Raw genomic sequence first — 16,982 nt, forward strand, 5'->3', positions numbered from 1 at the left:
AAGCGATTGCTGAACAGGTGATTAACCGAATAATTTCTGCCATGCAAATTTTGGCTTCAAGCTCAGATCCGATAACGCAAGGAGATCATATTGCCAATAGCATTTATCAGTCCCGAGTTCTGATCTTCGGCATTTTGGGTTCCCCATTTACCTTCTGATTTTTGAAGTTGATAGGTCTCTCCTTTCAGCATAATTTCTATTTGTTGTTTGCTGAATGACGGCTTTTTGTTGAGGATGTAAAATACTACATCCGAGTTTTGATAGGTCAGTCGTAAAGGTTGGCTCATGGTAAGGTAATTTTAAAGTCGATAGCTAATGTGATGTTGTTGCTGATCTCCAATCCAATTCTGTACCAAATAAAATTATTAACCGGCATATATTTTTATATAACTACAGGTTTAAAATCGGGTCTAATTGAGCATATAGGTCGAAATCGTTGTATATTTTAATATCCACCGAGGTGTAGCAAAGTCAGGAAGCGAATGGAGTTCATAACTACTCCTTAACGAAAAACTCCTGCACTTTGCCTTAACAGGCAGCGTACAGGAGTTTAATCATCAACGTAAGTTCTGACTATTTCTTCTTCAGAACTAAGTAGCCATACGGCTGAAATGTATATTGATCTGTTAGGGTCAGATCGGTTTTTGTTAGTCCGTTAGTCCAGCTGGTGTTTTGTAGATTGGTTGGTATGCTAAAGTTAATCACGCTATTACGTGCATTCACTAATATCAACACGTCATCGGTACCCGATTTCTTTTCGAAGGCAATTATGTCGGCGTTATTATACACCGTCATTGTGCCCGATTTTACAGCTTCGCTGCCAGTACGGAACGCAATGATCTTTTTATACTCAGCTACCATATCCGGATTGGTTATCCAGTCAATAGGGTCATTGGCGAAATAATTGATCTCCTTTGAACTACCAACCTCCTGTCCATCATAAATCAGCGGAACACCATTCATGTATGCGGCAAGCACAAACGCCGCAAGCGCGCCCTGTTTGCCGTTGTAAATATCAACCGTGCTGCCATCAGATAAGGTCACATCATGATTGGTGCTATACCTAAGCTTAGCCCCGCCTGCTGCCAATGTATTGTTCTCGGCGGTGTTGGTGGTGAATAAATTGCTTGGGGCCTGTTTACCGGCGAAAATATCCTTTAGTGTCGAATAAAAACTAAAGCCATAATTCATTTGAAAGCCAGCGGTAAACTGTTCCTGTTTACTGCCTTCCGATAAAAAGATCAACTTACGATCTGTAAACTTTTTCAACGTATCTAAAGATTGTTTCCAGAAGTCTGTTGGGATCGGATCCGCGTAGTCGCAACGATAGCCATCAACATTGGCGGTAAGCACCCAGTACTTCATGGCACGAATCATAGCTGTGCGCATTTCCGAGCTGTTGTAATTCAGAGCTACCACGTCGGCGTAGTTAGTTCCTGGCGGTGGTATAAGTGCGCCGCTGGCATTTTGCTGATACCATGATTTATTTGCGGTCCAGGCATTATCTGGCGAAGTATGATCTGCAACCCAATCCAAGATCACCGACATATTGCGCTTATGCGCTTCAGAAACAATGTTGCGCAAATCGTCCAACGTGCCGAAATCTGGATTAACCGCATTATAGTCTTTAACAGCATAAGGTGAACCCAATGGTTTTACGGCGTTAACTTGCCCTACCGGGTAAATTGGCATCAACCATATTACGTTAACGCCAAGTGCTTTTATAGAATCCAATCTGCTTAAAACACCCTTGAAGTTTGCATCCTTGCTAAACGCCCTGATGTTAACCTCATACATAATAATGTCTTTAGTATCCGGTACACCTGTAAAAGGCGTTCCGTAAGCAGCAGGATCTTTATACCCATCTGTAGGCGGTGGCTTAACCGGGGTAACCGGCGTTGGTGTATCGTGGCCTCCTTTGCTGCAACTCATTAATGTGCCCGCTGTTACCAACAATAACATTAAACTCAATATTTTAAACCTGGCAATTCGAATAATCATTTTCACTGTTTTAATATTTTAATTGGATGCTGCCCTGCTGGTTGCTGATTGTGGCATATTTAACGGGGCAAGCGTCAGCGTAATAACGTTCTTTAATATCGGTGCTGGCGGCGTTAAGGAATGAATATTTACCATCCTGAATCTTTATCTGTTGTTTACCCGCGGTAATTGTAGCACTGTTATCGAAACCATGTAATACCAGCCTGATGTGTTTGAAATGGGAAGTATAGCTTCCTTCGACAGCATTAAAGGTGATTGCGTGTTTCTGAGGATCGAAATTGATTGTCCGTTTATAGAAGTCGCCTTTTTCGTAACCAAAGCTTTTGCCATCATCTTCGTAATAAACCATGCTGTTGGCGGTACTGCCATTGTAAACATGGATATCAAGCGTATCCGTAGGCTGCTCTGCCGTGGTTTGCACCAGCGATTGCATCGGAATAATGCTTCCACCTTTTACATAAACCGGCAATTTGCTGATGGTAAGCGGAACAATTTTTTCCTGGCCTCCTTTTTCTACAGAACCTGTATACAGATCATACCATGTTCCTTGCGGCAGATAGATCTTACCATACTCTTTACCACTTTCAAACGGTGCTACCATAAAAGCATTACCAAACTCGTATTGATTTTGAAAAGTCGCGTCCATTACCTTCGGATCGAAGGTGTAGTTGATGGCCAACGACCTCACCACCGGCATCCCACTTTGGGTCGACTCATAAAAAGTAGAATAGATATAAGGTAGCAACTGATAACGTAAACCAATGTAGTTCCGGGTAATATCCAGCACGTCCTCTCCCATTGTCCACGGTTCGGCTGATTTAGCCTGATTAGCCGTATGATTTCTGAAATATGGTGTAAAAGTGCCTAACTCCATCCAACGGGTATAGAGTGGTATCGATGGGTTGCCTGTAAAACCGCCAATATCCATCGCCGCAAACGATACGCCGCTTAAGCCCAAGCTGCTTAACAAACGCACACCTTGCAGCATATGGTCATCTTCGGCGCGGTTGTCGCCCGTCCAGATGGCAGAATAGCGCTGCATACCAGCATAGCCCGAACGACTCAAAATAAACGGACGCTCGGGAAAGTGCTCCTTCGCCCCTTCGTAGCTCGAACGCACCATTTGCATGCCGTATACGTTGTGAGCCTGCAGGTGATTGGTTTGCTTGCCATCGTAATCAAACATCACGTTATCAGGCATTTTCTGGCCCCATGTAGAAATCTCGTTCATATCATTCCAGATACCACTTACGCCTGATTGGGCAAAGAAGTTAACCTGTTTACGCCACCATGTACGGCCCTTTTCGCTGGTAAAATCCGTAAAGTTGCACCAGCCCGGCCAAACCTGACCAGTATACGGCTGCCCATCCGGATACTTAATATAAACGCTATCCTTTAAGCCACTTTCGTAAGCTGGCGCGCCTTTTTCAACCTTAATTCCGGGGTCAACAATTACGGTGGTTTTAAAGCCAAGCTTTTTTAGTTCGGCATTCATACCAGCTGGGTTTGGAAACCGATCTTTATTCCAGGTAAATAACTGGTAACGATCCATGTAGTGGATGTCCAGCGTAATGCCATCAGCCGGGATGCGTTTCTCGCGCAGGGTGTGTGCAATGTGCATCACCTCTTCTTCAGGATAATAGCTGTAACGGTTTTGCTGATAGCCTAAAGACCACATTGGCGGCATGGGCATACGGCCGGTTAAGTAGGTGTATGATTTAATAATATCAGCTACTTTTTTGTGGTAGATGAAATAGTAATTCATTTCGCCGCCACGTGCGCCAAATGATGAGAATCGATTATTACTCGCGCCAAAGTTAAAATCGCTTTGGTAGGTATTATCCAAAAATATACCATAGCTAAGCCCGTGGTGAATACCGATGTAAAACGGAATGGTTGAATACAATGGGTCCTGGGTAACGCTATAGCCGTATATATCGGAGTTCCAATTGGTAAAGCCACTGCCCTTCCGGTCGAGTGCGCCCGTTTTCTCCCCCAGGCCTACGAAGTGCTCGTCATCCTGCATTTTTTTGTAGGTGGTAACAGCAGTTCCAACCCACGATGTATTTAAGCCCTGCTCGTCCTGGTTTATCATTTTACCGTCGGGTGTGTAAAATGCAATAGAGAAAGGCGTTTTTTGGATTACAGCTTTGAGTGAATCGGTGGCAATACCAATTTCCTTATCAGTTTGCGTTACGTTAACCTTGGTGGGTGTAACCTTACCAATAACTGCGTAAGAAAAATCCGTATCCAAAGGTTTACTGTCCATGCGCACTCTGATAACAGATGGCGTGTATGCAGTTACTTCTACCGAAGCATTACTGGTTTTAATAGCGATCTTCTGTCCGTTTGCCTGCACAGAAACAACGGCTCCAGTTGGCGTAATACCGTTGCGCTGACAGAAGCCCTGTTTTACGTTAAGTAAGGTGGCAAACAGCGTAATAGCAAGGTAATGTATCTTCATTGTTTAAGAAAAAGTTAGCCGCTTTTAAGGCGGCTAACAGGGTATTAGATGATGTATTGTTAATTTTTAACTACCGTGTACTGGTATTTCTTTCCGGCCGACTGGGTCATATCTATTGTTACCGTATAATTGCCAGCGGTATTTATAGTGATGGCGCCATCGGTTTGGATAAGGTTACCTGTTAAAGCGTTGCTATCAGCCGGGCCATAGTTGATATCCCAGGCGTCATTAGCGCGGAATTTGAGCGCACCCGGCACCAAGGCCACTGTAACACTCCAGGTGTTATTGGCGGCGTTATAGGTCATAGGGGTTGATGAATCCCACGCATGTGGTGTGGCAGTACCGATAATACCAAAAGTGTTAATCAGCGCCGTGGCGTAAGTAAGGTTCTTAATATCCACGTTTAGCTTGTAATAGCCTGGTGTGCTCACTTTTATGCCATCTGCATTACCATTGGTTGTCAATTTACCGTTGCCGGCATCGCCATAGTTAATGTGATTAAAGTCTGGCGCGGAGGTAAACTTAAACTGGTTGGTATTGCTGATGTATACATAACCTTCGTAAGTGTATGTAGTAACAGATGGCAATGTTGCAGCAGCGCCGGGGTTCCAGCCCTGGTAATCGCCCGGAACATACAATTTGGCTGGGGCGAGTTCTTTGTAAGTTGTTACCACCAATTTAATTGGCGACGAAAACACAGAATCTTTGCCATAGATAGCCGAACCAACGCGCATTTCTATAGTGGAAGTTGCATTGGCAGGCAAGCCAAGGCCACTCATTACAGCATTGTTTAAAGCACCATAAGTTAATGATAGCGTATCGACGTTGGTGGTAGTACCAACCGTTGTCTTCTTGGCAAAGTTACTGCCCGATGTGCCAATTTGTACAAAATAGCTAACTACAGCTTGTACGCCATAGTCCGCACTACTCCATTTTACTTTTAGTTGTTGTATGGTGTCAGCAGCTGTTACCACGATAGCTGTATTGGTGGCCGGGGTTGATAGCACCGGTGCTGTAATATTTGATGATACGGTGGCCTTATTGCTTTCGTCCTTTTTACAGGCGGCTAAAAAAGCAACAGACAACACCATTATAGTTAATATTTTTTTCATGATTTGTTGAGGTTTAATAGCCGGGGTTCTGTTGTAGGTTCGTGTTCAACTGTCTATCTGATGCCGGGATCGGGAATATATTCAGGTGGGCATCCGTAGCGGTACCGTTTTGTACGTTGCCTTTAAAATCCCACAGGTAAGTGCCACCAGTAAACAAGCCGAAGCGGATCAGGTCGGTTCTTCTTAAAGCTTCCCAGTACAATTCACGGCCACGCTCATCAATCATAAAATTCAGGGTCAATTGCGAGGCATTGATATTACCTGTTGCGTTGCCATAAGCACGCTGACGGATGGCGTTAACGTAGTTGAGTGCTGTACCTGCGTCTCCGCCTGTACCACCGCGCAATACGGCCTCCGCATAGTTCAGGTAAATCTCAGAAAACCTGAACAGCGGAAAGTCCGTATCAACAAAAGTATCGTTGCTGCCAAGTTTACCTGTAGAGGTTACGTTTTTAAACTTGGCGCATAAATAACCTTGTGTAAAAATGGTTGGGTTAGTGATGGTTAATGTTTGACCGGCAGTGTAAAATATTGCGCGTGAATCTGTGTTACCAGAAGGATCGGCAAATTTGTTTACAAAAGTTGTCGTCATGCGGTTACCAGCCCATCCGCCCGAAGGGATACCGAACATGTTGGTAGCATCTTCAGAGCCCCCAACGGCAGCATGGATCACAAAGGTCATATCACCATAGCTTTGAGTATTGATACCATCTTCGGCTATCGGCATAATAATCTCGTCGCGATAGTTACCATTATCTGCCAAAAACAGGTTACGGTAATTGTTGTGCAGGCTGTATTTGCCCGAGCTGATTACCTTATTGCAATAGGTGATACAATCGGTGTTACGTTGTGTGCCTGTATAAACCTGTGCGTTCAGATATAAACGACTTAATAATGCCCAATCTGCAGCTTTATCGGCACGCGCATATTCGTTAGCGCCCGGATCGGCAAGATCGCCTTGGATAGCCAACAATTCCGACTCTACATATTTGAACAAATCTGTTCTTGAAATCTGCTTAGGTGTAAATGTACCCGGCAAATCTGCTTCTGTAGCAAATGGTGGGTTACCAAACAAATCCATAGCGATGTAATAGTAGTAGGCACGTAAGAAACGAGCTTCAGCCAGGTAATGAGTTACATCATCTTTTAACGGGCTTTGTAATGAAGCCAATTTGGCGTTTACATCGCGGATATATTCGTTACAGTAAGCAATGTTGATGAACAAGCGCTCATACATCAGCTTTACGTAAAGGTTATTGTCAGACCAGATGCCACCGTGATATTCAACCAAACCACCATCGCCCCAGGCGTTGATACATTCGTCGGTTGTTACTTCCTGAGCTGCCCAGTACTCACGTAAAAATGCCGTAGTACCCTCGTCTGATGCCTGGATCTCAGCTGCGCCAAACTGGCCTTTCTGGCCAGTAAGCGCCATAGCCCCATATAATTTGGCCAGAAATTGTTTGTAAGATGCAGGATCATCAAACACCGTTGCCGATGTGCTTACCAGCGGGTCTATCGGCTTGGTATTAAGGTCTTTGGTACATGATGTTACCAAAGCTACCAACGCCGCTTGTATGATTAATATTTTATAACGTTTCATTACTGTCTTGATTAAAAATTAGCGTTTAAACCTAACTGATAAATGCGTGCGCGTGGGAAGAAATTGTTATCCAACCCTCCGGCTATTTCAGGATCTAAACCTTTGTATTTGGTGATTACAAACACGTTTTGCACCCCGCCTGTAACACGTAGTTTTAACTTGTTGTGCAGGTAATTCGGGAAGGTGTACCCCAGGTTCATGTTATCCATACGGAAGAATGAAGCATTTTGGATATAGTAATCTGAGTACACGGTTTGCAGCGCGTTAGTAAATTTGGTATCATCTGCAGCCTTGGTTTGGTTGGCCAGGTAACCTAAAGACGAATACAAGCCGCGGTAAGTACTACCTGCTGCAACGTTGTTATAGTTATAGTTACCCAGGCTTACTCTGCCCGAGAAAGTGAAATCAAATCTTTTGTATGATACATGTGAGTTGATACCCATCAATACCGTAGGATCAGGCTTCTTGTACAAGTAAAGGTCACTGCTGTTGATCTGGCCGTCTTTGTTGCGGTCTACATAAGCATCCTCCAATGGTTTGCCATCAGAGTTGTAAATCTGTTGGAAAACATAGAAAGAGTTGATAGGATAACCCACTTGCGAAGCCTGGATCAGACCTGATGTTGTGCCGGCAATGCCAGAAAATTGGTTTTGAAAAATAAAGCCTGCATCGCCTTCGCCGCCAATTAGTTTGGTAACCTTGTTTTTATTGTAGCTGACGTTATAGCCCAATTGCCAGTTCCAATCTTTAGTAGCGATAATCGCAGCATTCAGGTTTAACTCAATCCCTTTGTTATTCATATCAGCAACGTTTTGCAACAGGGTTGCCGAGAAATTACTTAACACGGGTACGTTGGTTACAATAAGCAGGTTTGTTGTTTTCTTATTATAAGCATCAATACTACCGGTTAAGCGGTTGTTAAAGAAACCAAAGTCAACACCGACATTGGCTGTTGTAGTCGATTCCCATTTAATACCGGCATCATATCCTTCCGGGCGCAGGGTATTGTAGAAAGTGCTGCCAAACTGGTATCTCGATCCGTTATCGCTTTTGGTGAAACGCGCCTGATATGGGTAGTTGTTATTATCGCCCAAATCTTGCTGACCAGTTTTACCGTAGCCTACGCGTAATTTCAGGTCAGAGAAGGTTTTGCTGTTGCGCATGAAGCTCTCGTCAATTATACGCCATGCTAAAGCACCTGCCGGGAATAAACCCCAGCGGTTTTCTGGCGCAAATTTAGAGGTGCCATCGTCTCTTAACGTAGCGGTTAAGATGTAGCGGTTTTTGAAAGTATAGTTGGCCCTGCCGAAGAAAGAAGCGAGGTAGTATTCGGTTTTGTAAGGCGCAGCCGGGTTAGAAACTGTGCCACTATAATCGGACAGTTGAGAGTTGCCTTGTGTATAAAAATGCGACCACGAATAACCGCCTGTTACATCAACAGTACTTTCAATAGATTTAAAATCATTTTTATAATTCAGATAAGCTTCTGCCAGTTGGTTTCTATTTACAGTATTGTACACTGAACGCTGGCCGCCCGATGCAACGGGAACATATACCCACTGCGTGCTATCCCTTACGTTGTTATGGCCAAAAGCTTCCGCATAGTCATAACCTAAGTTTACGTTGGCACGCAGGCCCGATACACCCGGAATTTTATAGTCGAACTGAACATTACCAATGCTTCTTCTCGAAGTTGATTTGTTATCGGTAAGGTCTAAACGAGCCACTGGGTTAGCCGGGGCCAAGGTTACAGGTGCACCGTTTATGTCGGTGTTACCATTAGTAGTCCAGGTGGTATAACCTCTCCAGCGAGTATTGCCATTGTAAACCTCTTTTGTAGGGTCGTAGTTAACTGCATTTGCAATTGCGGTTTGATCGGCAAAATCGTTGGTGTTGTATAAACCTTTAATGTTGATGTGAATGTTCAGCGTATTTTTAAACAAGCTTGGATCTAAGCCAATAGCTGCTGTTGTACGCTGAAAATTATACGTTTTCAAAATACCATCTGAGTTATTATATCCTACAGAAACACGGTATGGCAAGTTCTTAGCTGTGCCGGAGAAGCTCAGGTTATGATCTTGCCCGAAAGCGTTTTTATAGATCTGATCTTGCCAATTGGTATTTGCGGTACCCAACAAAGATGTAACTGCTGTTTGACCCGCATAAACATTATTGATTAGCGCGCGGAACTCGTCGCCGTTGTACACGGGCACCTGTTTCGGCAAAACCGACAACGAAGTAGTTACATTGTAACCAACAGTAAACTTCTTAGCACCACGTTTAGTAGTGATTAAAATTACACCACTCGAACCCCGTGAACCATAGATAGCGGTGGCGGAGGCGTCTTTCAACACGGTTACGTTTTCGATATCGTCGGGGTTAATGGTCGACAGCAAGTTAGCTGTACCACCTACCGGCACGTTGCTGATTGGCACGTTGTCGATTACGATCAGCGGACTGTTACTTGCACTGATGGAAGTAGTACCACGGATTTTGATGGTTGATGTGTTACCTGGTGCACCGCTGTTTGAAGTAATAGTTACACCTGGTAATTTACCCACTAACGCATCTTGTATGGAGTTTACCGCGCCTTTATTAAAATCTTTGGAGGTAACTACGTCAACAGAACCTGTTGCATCGCTTTTACGCACGGTACCATAACCAATTACGGCAACCTGCTCCAGCAACACGGTTGATGATTTAAGTTGAATGTTTGCCGTAGTGTTGGCGCCACTTACCGTAACCGGTTGTTCCAGCGCCTGGTAACCGATAAATGTAGCAACCAGGACCTGCTGGCCCGACGGCACCTTAACTAATTTGAAATAACCGTTGGGGTCGGCGGCGGCACTAATGGTGGTGCCTTTCAAAACAACCGTAGCGCCCGGAAGTGGCTGATTGGTTTCGTCGATGATGCGACCTGATATTGTACCTGTTTGGGCCATAACCCAGTTAGACAGGCAAATAAAAAGCACCAGAAACCTGTACCTTAAAAAGTAAATCTGTTTCATTAATTGGTATGATTTAAAATTGGTTTTGCTGAATTTGGTATTGGATCCAAATCCAAATCAAAGAAAAGCACACCTTATGCGAAACACAATACTGCAAAGGTTCAATATAGAAAATATAGAACGGTTTGTTGATTTAATAAATTGAATACCAATTAGTTAAATCAAATACCAAGAGTGGGAAATATAGATTAAAAATAAAGGATTTATAGCCTTAAACGGCCTCTATTTCCATAATTCGGTGCTCGAATTCATCATTCGAAACCAGCGAGCGGTTCTTGATTCGGTTTTTGTAGGCGTAGATGGTATTAACGGAGTAGCCTAGCAATTTGGCAATACGATCGTTATCGTGAATGCCCATGCGAATGAGGGCAAAAATACGGTGCTCGGTACTTAGCAATTGTCCTTTAGGAACACAGATTTCTTCTTCGCTGGCGAACAGCTCATTAAACTTGGTAATAAAGTTGGGGAACAATCTTAGGAATACTTTATCGAAGGTATCGAACAGTTGCTCACGCTCGGTTTCGAGGTTAAGGCTTTTGAGCGTGGCGTGCGCGTCTTCGTAACGCTTGCTGGTCAATTTTTTATCAAGTGACTTCTGAAAACTTTCCAGCTTTTCGATATAAATAGAATTTACGTTGAAGTAATAGCCAATGTATTCGTTCTTGATCTTATTGGCTGTACTCAGGCTCTTGTTAAGATTCTCCAGCGACTTGTTGTTCTCTTGCAGCGTCGCGTTGGCTTCTTTAATAATATTATCAGCAATGCGCAGTTTTTTCAACTGTCTGAAAATGATAAATGCAAAAGCGATAACAAAGAATACCAGCACCGTAATAATAGACGAATAAATGAAAAGCGAGCGCCTTTGCTCCTCAATAGTCTTAATACGTTTGGCCTCTATAATTGGCATAATGCTGCTTATTTGCACCTGGCGGTGGCGCGCACCGTAGTAAGTGGCATCGTCCATGGCTTGCTTAATGTATACAAAGGCATTGTTGAGATCGCCTTGTTTGTATAGAAAGTCGGCAAGCTTATAAATAGCAACTGTTTCTTTAGTAGCGGATTCCAGATCGGCAATCGCGGCCCTGATGAGCAAGGCTATTGACTCATCCTGTTTGCCTTGTGTTTCATAAATAAAACTTAGTGAACAGGCACTCACAGCAAACTCATGCGCAGTGAGGTTCGGCAACTTAAGTAGGGCCGTATAATCTTTTATACCTTCAGAATAATTGCCATTTCTGAGATATCTCAGACCATTAAGCGCCAAATAATTGTAAGTGCCGGGTTTGCTGAATCTAAGTGCCGAATCGATGCATTTAGTACCCAGGGGATTATAAATCGCACCGTAATCATTGTTATGGTCAAAATCCGATAAATCGAAATAACTGCGTGCCTTCAGAAAATAGTATTCGGCTTTGCTGCTGTCGGTGAGGTTAGCGAGTTTTATACTATTGAGCGTTTCCAATGTTTCTTTAAACATCCCAGCCGATATCAGCGAAAATCCCAGTTTCATTTTTGCAGACGCGATCAATTTTGGATCTTTTAACTGTGTAGCCGTGATCTCAGCCTTCTTGGCATAATTATAAGCCGAATCGTACTGAAAGGCTTTATACTCATCATATAGTGCCAGGTATAGGCTGTACCGGTCCGCCGTGGTTGGCGTTTGCGCTAATTTGCCGTTGAGCGCATTAATACGCCCTTGCTTTTTGGCAACGTAAGTTTCTTTATTGGCTAGGGCATTGTTTAATGCATTCAGTAAGCTATCGTTAGCTGCGCGTGCATCCAATTCAAATACAAGGCACAAGCAAAAAACAAGCAATACCGATAGCTTCATTATAATCAGGAATATTTAAATATCTGGTGGTTTATAAGGCGCTAAAATAACAACTTTTGGCAGCTTAAAATTACATAAAAGCAATAAAGCCTTAATATAGTTAAATATTAAGGCTTTACTTTTTATATCAGACATGCGGAAAAACTTCCGTTGGTACAGTCATACTCCTGCTATCTTAAAAAGAAATCGAGCAATGCTTTTTGAACCTGGGCTGTTTGTTCTTGTACAAGCCAATGCCCTGCATTTTTAATCTTTACTTCGGTTACATGAGTAGCCACTACGCGGCCCACATCTCCCAAAAACTCTCCGGTACTATGATCGCCACCAACGGTAAGTAGTGGCATGGTGAGTTTAGTTTTCACCAATATCGAGTTATCCTTTACATCTTGCGAAAATGCAGCAAACCATTTAAACGTGCCTGTAGTTGCGCCAGGGGTAGCATACGCACGAATAAACTCTTCGCTCTCTGTTTTGGTAAACGCATTTTTTACATAACCAACCACGGGCCAGAAATTTGTTAAAAACATTCGTTCGCGACCTCTAACCAAGTCTCCCGAGGCAGGCCATCCAAAAAAACCCCACCACCATGCTTTTGCTGTATAGGTATCCCATGATGGTTGTACGCCGGGGATCAAGGCATCCAGCAAAGCCACTTTGTTTACTTCAGACTGGTATTGCGCTGCGTAAGCATAAACAACCATTAAACCTATATCGTGGCCGGCTATGTCTACTTTCTTGAAACCTAGTTTTTGTACCAGCGCATGTATATCACTGGCCATAGTTTTCTTATCATAACCAGTTGCCGGTTTATCAGATTCGCCCAAACCTCTCAGATCCGGCGCTATCACGGTAAAATGTTTAGAGAGTTCGGGCAGTAACCTATTCCACATATACCAATTCTGACCAAAGCCATGTACCAGCACCAAAGGTTGCCCCTTGCCGCCGATTACGTAGTGGATATTAATGCCGTTTACTTTTGCTATGGTACTTTTAAAATTTGCCGGCGGCGCGGCAGGCTTTGTCTGCGCTAATGTATTAACGCTTAAAACAATCCCCAACAACAGGGTAAAACCAATGTTAAATATGTTTTTCTTCTTCATAAGGTATGGGTAAAATTCTCAGTAACCTGCATTGGCTACTGCGTAATGTGTTCTTGCAAACTTTTGCTCTTCATGCAATGGAAGGGTGAAGTAAAATACAGCGCCACCCTCCTTACCCCGTTCTGCCCTTACAGAACCATAATGCTCAGTAATGATCTTTTTTACAAGGTATAAACCAAGTCCCTTACTGTTTTTTTGCCTTACAGCCTTTTGGTCGCAGCGATAAAAGCGTTGAAACAGTTGCTGCTCTTGCCCAAATGGTATGCCTATCCCCTGATCGTGAACAGCAACCTCAACTTCACCATTTACATAAGATACATTAACTTTTACGTGCGAACAGGTAGGTGAAAAGTTAACGGCATTGGTAATGTAGTTGATCAACACCTGCACTATCTGGTATTTATCGGCCCTAACCATCAGCGGTTCGCCAGGCTCTTTATAAAAACGGTAGCTGGTATGTAACGTCTTCATTTCGTTTATCACGGTGTCTACTACATCGTGGATATCGAAAACAGAAAGATTAAGCTGTTTTACCCTCAGCTCATCGTGCGATGTGCAAAGGTAATCTTCTAATACCTTCGTCATGTTGTCAATGTGCTGGTCTACACTATTTAACAGCTTTATCGGCCCTTTATTTAATGTGCCCGCAAACTGATTGATCAGCATTTGAGTATTAAGCTTGATGATGGTTAGAGGTGCGCGCAATTCGTGATTTACAATAGCTAGGCTCATGCATTCTTCGTTAACCTTTTGGGTCATATCTTCAATGGTGCCTACCATTTGCTCCGCTTTGCCCCAGCGGCGGTAATAAAGTATCCCGGTTATGCGCATCCATTTTACTTTGCCTTTTGAGGTGGTTAACCTCACGTTGCGTTCAAAGTTGATCCCGTTACTACAAGCTTGCTGCATTTCGAAAATAAGCTCACGGCGTTGTTCGGGTTGCATCAGTTTTAATATGGCGCGCATACCACTTTCTTTTGTACGGGTTATTTCGAGCATTTTGCGCACTTTAGAGCAAAATGTGAGCTTGTTTGCACCAAGGAGTAATTTCCAATACCCCACGTAAGTCCCCTCACCAGAGTATTCGGGCGAAATGCCAGACCTGTTAATCATTGCCTGCCCTTCGCGTTTGTTAGTTAGCCATTTTTCCTGCATAATTACATCCCTTCCGTTAATAACCCTTTTTTCATTTGTGATAGCTCATCTATATTTATAGAGATCATTTGCCTGTGCTCAAATAACCGGTATCCACCGATTACAATAATCTGAACGGTAATGATCGGTATTGGCAGTACTAAAAACGCCCCGTAGAAAATACCTGCTATAGCCGCCAGCAGATCGGCTGTCAAAAAACCGAGCGCAAGCTGGTTAAGGTTAACCTTGCCTGGCATCAGTACTACAGTGCAGGCTATATATTTAATTAGTAAGAATCCCTGAAGAATAACGAGTGAAGCGTCTGCCCCATCAACATTGCCAATGAATTCGTTTTTAAACCTGAAGCTTATTCTTGCTGAAATAAACATGATGATACTTGTGAAAGTAGCTACCGAAAAACAACCTATTCTTCTCATAAAGATTATTTTAGATGACCATTTTACCAAACTCACCGAAATACTCCTTTTGGTTGTTAATTCAATCTGTTTGATGAAGTAAAGTTGAGGTAGAAACCGGAGGCTATCAATGTATCAATTATGGTTTCCTTTGTACAAAACATGTATTTAATAGAAATATCTTTCCAGGCATAGAAAATTTATACCTAACAAAGCAAAAAGCCGCCGATTTAATAAAAATCAGCGGCTTCTGTATTAGTGCGTTTGCAGTTATTAATACCTGCTATTTCTTTTAATACCGAGCTTTTTAAGCTTAGAGTGTAAGGTTGATGGTTTTAAACCCAGTATCTCAGCAGCACCGTTTTCGCCGTTGATCTTACCATTGCAACTTTGCAAAACATTAAGGATATGCTCCCTGGCATTTTCGTCAATAGTTTTAACTACGGTTGTCTCTGTAGTATAATCGGTAGGTTTAAGGTTATTAAATTTGGGCAATTGTACTTCTTTAATTACCGGCCCATCTGCAAGTAAAATGCTGCGTTCTATCAAATGCTCCAATTCGCGCACGTTACCCGGCCAACCATAATTAATGAGCTGGTTTAATGCTTCGGGGGAAAAACCTGTTATCGGTTTGGCTATTTTTTGAGATAAGCGGTCGATAAAAAACTGGGCGAGTAGTGGTATATCTTCCTTACGCTCGCGCAAGGCTGGTATAGAGATCGGGAATACACATAAACGGTAGTAAAGGTCTAAACGGAACCGGCCTTCTTCCACTTCCTTTTCGAGATTTCGATTAGTGGCTGCAATAATACGTACATTAATCTTTATCACACCCTTACCACCTATTCGTTCAATTTCCTGTTCTTGCAATACACGCAGCAGTTTCACTTGTAATTCGGCAGGCATTTCACCGATCTCATCTAAAAAGATGGTGCCCTCATTGGCCATTTCAAACTTACCGATGCGTTTTTCCTGCGCGCCAGTAAAAGCCCCTTTTTCGAACCCGAAAAGCTCCGACTCGATAAGATTGCTTGGCAGTGCAGCACAATTAATAATAACTAATGGCTTATGTTTGCGTGGCGATAGGTTGTGGATACTTTTTGCAATACGCTCTTTACCGGTGCCACTTTCGCCCAATATTAATACCGAGGTATCTAAAGGAGCCACAATAGATACGTGATCTAATATGGTAAGCATCTGGTGGCTTTTGGCAATAATATTATCAAAATTAACAGGTGCGCTAACTGTTTTAGAAGTGGAAGCCGCAATATCTTCTGGTTGCGACGCACGTACTGCAAACCTTTCTATTGGTACAATACTGGTTATTGCAGTAACCAAAGATTGTTGTAACCGGCTCAACAGCTTCACATGGTCTGGCGCGTAGCAATCGGGCTTGCGACTGTAGAACGAGCAGGATATGATTTGCCCCTTGGCCATTAGCAAAGGCAAATTTAAAAATGACTGTACTTTTAGATTTTTGGCAATCAATCGCTTTATAGGGTAATATCTGATGATATCGTTAAAGTCGGCGTTATTGTAGAACTCTGTTTTAGTGCTCAAAGGACTGTCTTCTGCCATTTTCTTTAACTCGGGCGTGTTGACGCCGATCATTTTCATAAAATCGTCTGTACCTATAGTTTCATATTCGTCGAAGCCCGTCCTGAGGTAGCTTAAACCATTATTGGGGATGTCGCCGGCATTATTTAAGATTATGGTGATATAATCGAAGGGTACATAGGGTTGAATATTCCTGACTATTTTCAGTAGTTTTTGTTCCCATTCGCCCGATTCTGCTACGATATTTTTAAATAAATCTTCCAGCAATTGCTCCTGCCGAAGTTTGGACTCAATGCTATTTTGATGCCTGTAAAAAGCAACATCTAAGGTTATCAGTAGTTCCTTCTCGCGGAATGGCTTTACCAAAAAGCCGTATGGTTGGGTTTCTTTTGCCTTTTCGAGAATACTTTCCTGAAAATTGGCTGAAAGGTAAATGAACGCAATATTTTTGACAGTTAGCTTTTTTGCAAGGTCTATACCAGTTAACGATCCTTTGAGGTAAATATCCAATAGCACCATGTCTGGTTCTTCCTCTTCGATCATCTCCAGTGCTTCGGCTACAGAGTCGGCAATGCCACTCACCTTGTAGCCAGCCCGTATGAGTATCAACTTCAGGTCGTAAGCTATCAGCGATTCGTCTTCTACTATTAATATCTTTTTCTTCATAGCTGCGTGTTAAGGATAGGTAGCTATTGCCCTGCTCTTTCCTCATGCTTTTCAGGTAGGGAAAATAGCCAATATTGGCAATGTCATCAA

At 43.0% G+C, this 16,982-nt stretch carries 11 protein-coding genes; all 11 read right to left on the minus strand.

The features are described 5' to 3' along the window. Nucleotides 1-62: 62 nt before the first annotated feature. Entirely contained in the window at nucleotides 63-287 is a 225-nt protein-coding gene (locus tag GSY63_RS22350; protein ID WP_166588068.1) for a hypothetical protein, read from the minus strand. 286 nt (nucleotides 288-573) lie between these two features. Then, a complete protein-coding gene (locus GSY63_RS22355) occupies nucleotides 574-2,001 on the minus strand; it encodes an alpha-amylase family glycosyl hydrolase (protein ID WP_243749319.1) in 1,428 nt (475 codons plus the stop codon). A gap of 10 nt (nucleotides 2,002-2,011) precedes the next feature. Further along, complete coding sequence (locus GSY63_RS22360; protein WP_166588070.1) at nucleotides 2,012-4,465, minus strand: glycoside hydrolase family 31 protein; 2,454 nt, start codon at nucleotides 4,463-4,465, stop codon at nucleotides 2,012-2,014. Nucleotides 4,466-4,524: 59 nt separating this feature from the next. Then, nucleotides 4,525-5,577, minus strand: a complete 1,053-nt coding sequence (locus tag GSY63_RS22365; RefSeq protein WP_166588071.1) for a SusE domain-containing protein — start codon at nucleotides 5,575-5,577, stop codon at nucleotides 4,525-4,527. Between the two features lie 13 nt (nucleotides 5,578-5,590). After that, nucleotides 5,591-7,180, minus strand: coding sequence for a RagB/SusD family nutrient uptake outer membrane protein (locus tag GSY63_RS22370; RefSeq protein ID WP_166588072.1), 1,590 nt, complete (start codon nucleotides 7,178-7,180; stop codon nucleotides 5,591-5,593). Between the two features lie 11 nt (nucleotides 7,181-7,191). Further along, entirely contained in the window at nucleotides 7,192-10,188 is a 2,997-nt protein-coding gene (locus tag GSY63_RS22375) for a SusC/RagA family TonB-linked outer membrane protein (RefSeq protein WP_166588073.1), read from the minus strand. A gap of 211 nt (nucleotides 10,189-10,399) precedes the next feature. Then, on the minus strand, nucleotides 10,400-12,019 hold the full coding sequence (locus GSY63_RS22380) for a DUF6377 domain-containing protein (protein ID WP_166588074.1): 1,620 nt from the start codon (nucleotides 12,017-12,019) through the stop codon (nucleotides 10,400-10,402). A gap of 170 nt (nucleotides 12,020-12,189) precedes the next feature. Then, nucleotides 12,190-13,119, minus strand: a complete 930-nt coding sequence (locus GSY63_RS22385; protein WP_166588075.1) for an alpha/beta fold hydrolase — start codon at nucleotides 13,117-13,119, stop codon at nucleotides 12,190-12,192. 18 nt (nucleotides 13,120-13,137) lie between these two features. Beyond that, nucleotides 13,138-14,274 (minus strand): sensor histidine kinase, encoded by a 1,137-nt coding sequence (locus GSY63_RS22390; protein WP_166588076.1) that lies wholly within the window; start codon nucleotides 14,272-14,274, stop codon nucleotides 13,138-13,140. Between the two features lie 2 nt (nucleotides 14,275-14,276). Next, the gene (locus GSY63_RS22395; RefSeq protein WP_166588077.1) at nucleotides 14,277-14,690 is read right to left on the minus strand and encodes a hypothetical protein; all 414 of its coding nucleotides are present in this window, start codon (nucleotides 14,688-14,690) and stop codon (nucleotides 14,277-14,279) included. 252 nt (nucleotides 14,691-14,942) lie between these two features. Then, on the minus strand, nucleotides 14,943-16,892 hold the full coding sequence (locus GSY63_RS22400) for a sigma 54-interacting transcriptional regulator (RefSeq protein WP_166588078.1): 1,950 nt from the start codon (nucleotides 16,890-16,892) through the stop codon (nucleotides 14,943-14,945). Between the last annotated feature and the right edge of the window lie 90 nt (nucleotides 16,893-16,982).

It is taken from the genome of Mucilaginibacter agri, assembly GCF_009928685.1.
GTDB lineage: Bacteria > Bacteroidota > Bacteroidia > Sphingobacteriales > Sphingobacteriaceae > Mucilaginibacter > Mucilaginibacter agri.

What these genes read in the sequence shown, in the direction of transcription:
- GSY63_RS22350 (WP_166588068.1), bottom strand. Translation starts at nt 287, where the DNA reads ATGAGCCAACCTTTACGACTGACCTATCAAAACTCGGATGTAGTATTT.
- GSY63_RS22380 (WP_166588074.1), bottom strand. Translation starts at nt 12,019, where the DNA reads ATGAAGCTATCGGTATTGCTTGTTTTTTGCTTGTGCCTTGTATTTGAA.
- GSY63_RS22385 (WP_166588075.1), bottom strand. Translation starts at nt 13,119, where the DNA reads ATGAAGAAGAAAAACATATTTAACATTGGTTTTACCCTGTTGTTGGGG.
- GSY63_RS22355 (WP_243749319.1), bottom strand. Translation starts at nt 2,001, where the DNA reads ATGATTATTCGAATTGCCAGGTTTAAAATATTGAGTTTAATGTTATTG.
- GSY63_RS22360 (WP_166588070.1), bottom strand. Translation starts at nt 4,465, where the DNA reads ATGAAGATACATTACCTTGCTATTACGCTGTTTGCCACCTTACTTAAC.
- GSY63_RS22370 (WP_166588072.1), bottom strand. Translation starts at nt 7,180, where the DNA reads ATGAAACGTTATAAAATATTAATCATACAAGCGGCGTTGGTAGCTTTG.
- GSY63_RS22375 (WP_166588073.1), bottom strand. Translation starts at nt 10,188, where the DNA reads ATGAAACAGATTTACTTTTTAAGGTACAGGTTTCTGGTGCTTTTTATT.
- GSY63_RS22390 (WP_166588076.1), bottom strand. Translation starts at nt 14,274, where the DNA reads ATGCAGGAAAAATGGCTAACTAACAAACGCGAAGGGCAGGCAATGATT.
- GSY63_RS22365 (WP_166588071.1), bottom strand. Translation starts at nt 5,577, where the DNA reads ATGAAAAAAATATTAACTATAATGGTGTTGTCTGTTGCTTTTTTAGCC.
- GSY63_RS22395 (WP_166588077.1), bottom strand. Translation starts at nt 14,690, where the DNA reads ATGAGAAGAATAGGTTGTTTTTCGGTAGCTACTTTCACAAGTATCATC.
- GSY63_RS22400 (WP_166588078.1), bottom strand. Translation starts at nt 16,892, where the DNA reads ATGAAGAAAAAGATATTAATAGTAGAAGACGAATCGCTGATAGCTTAC.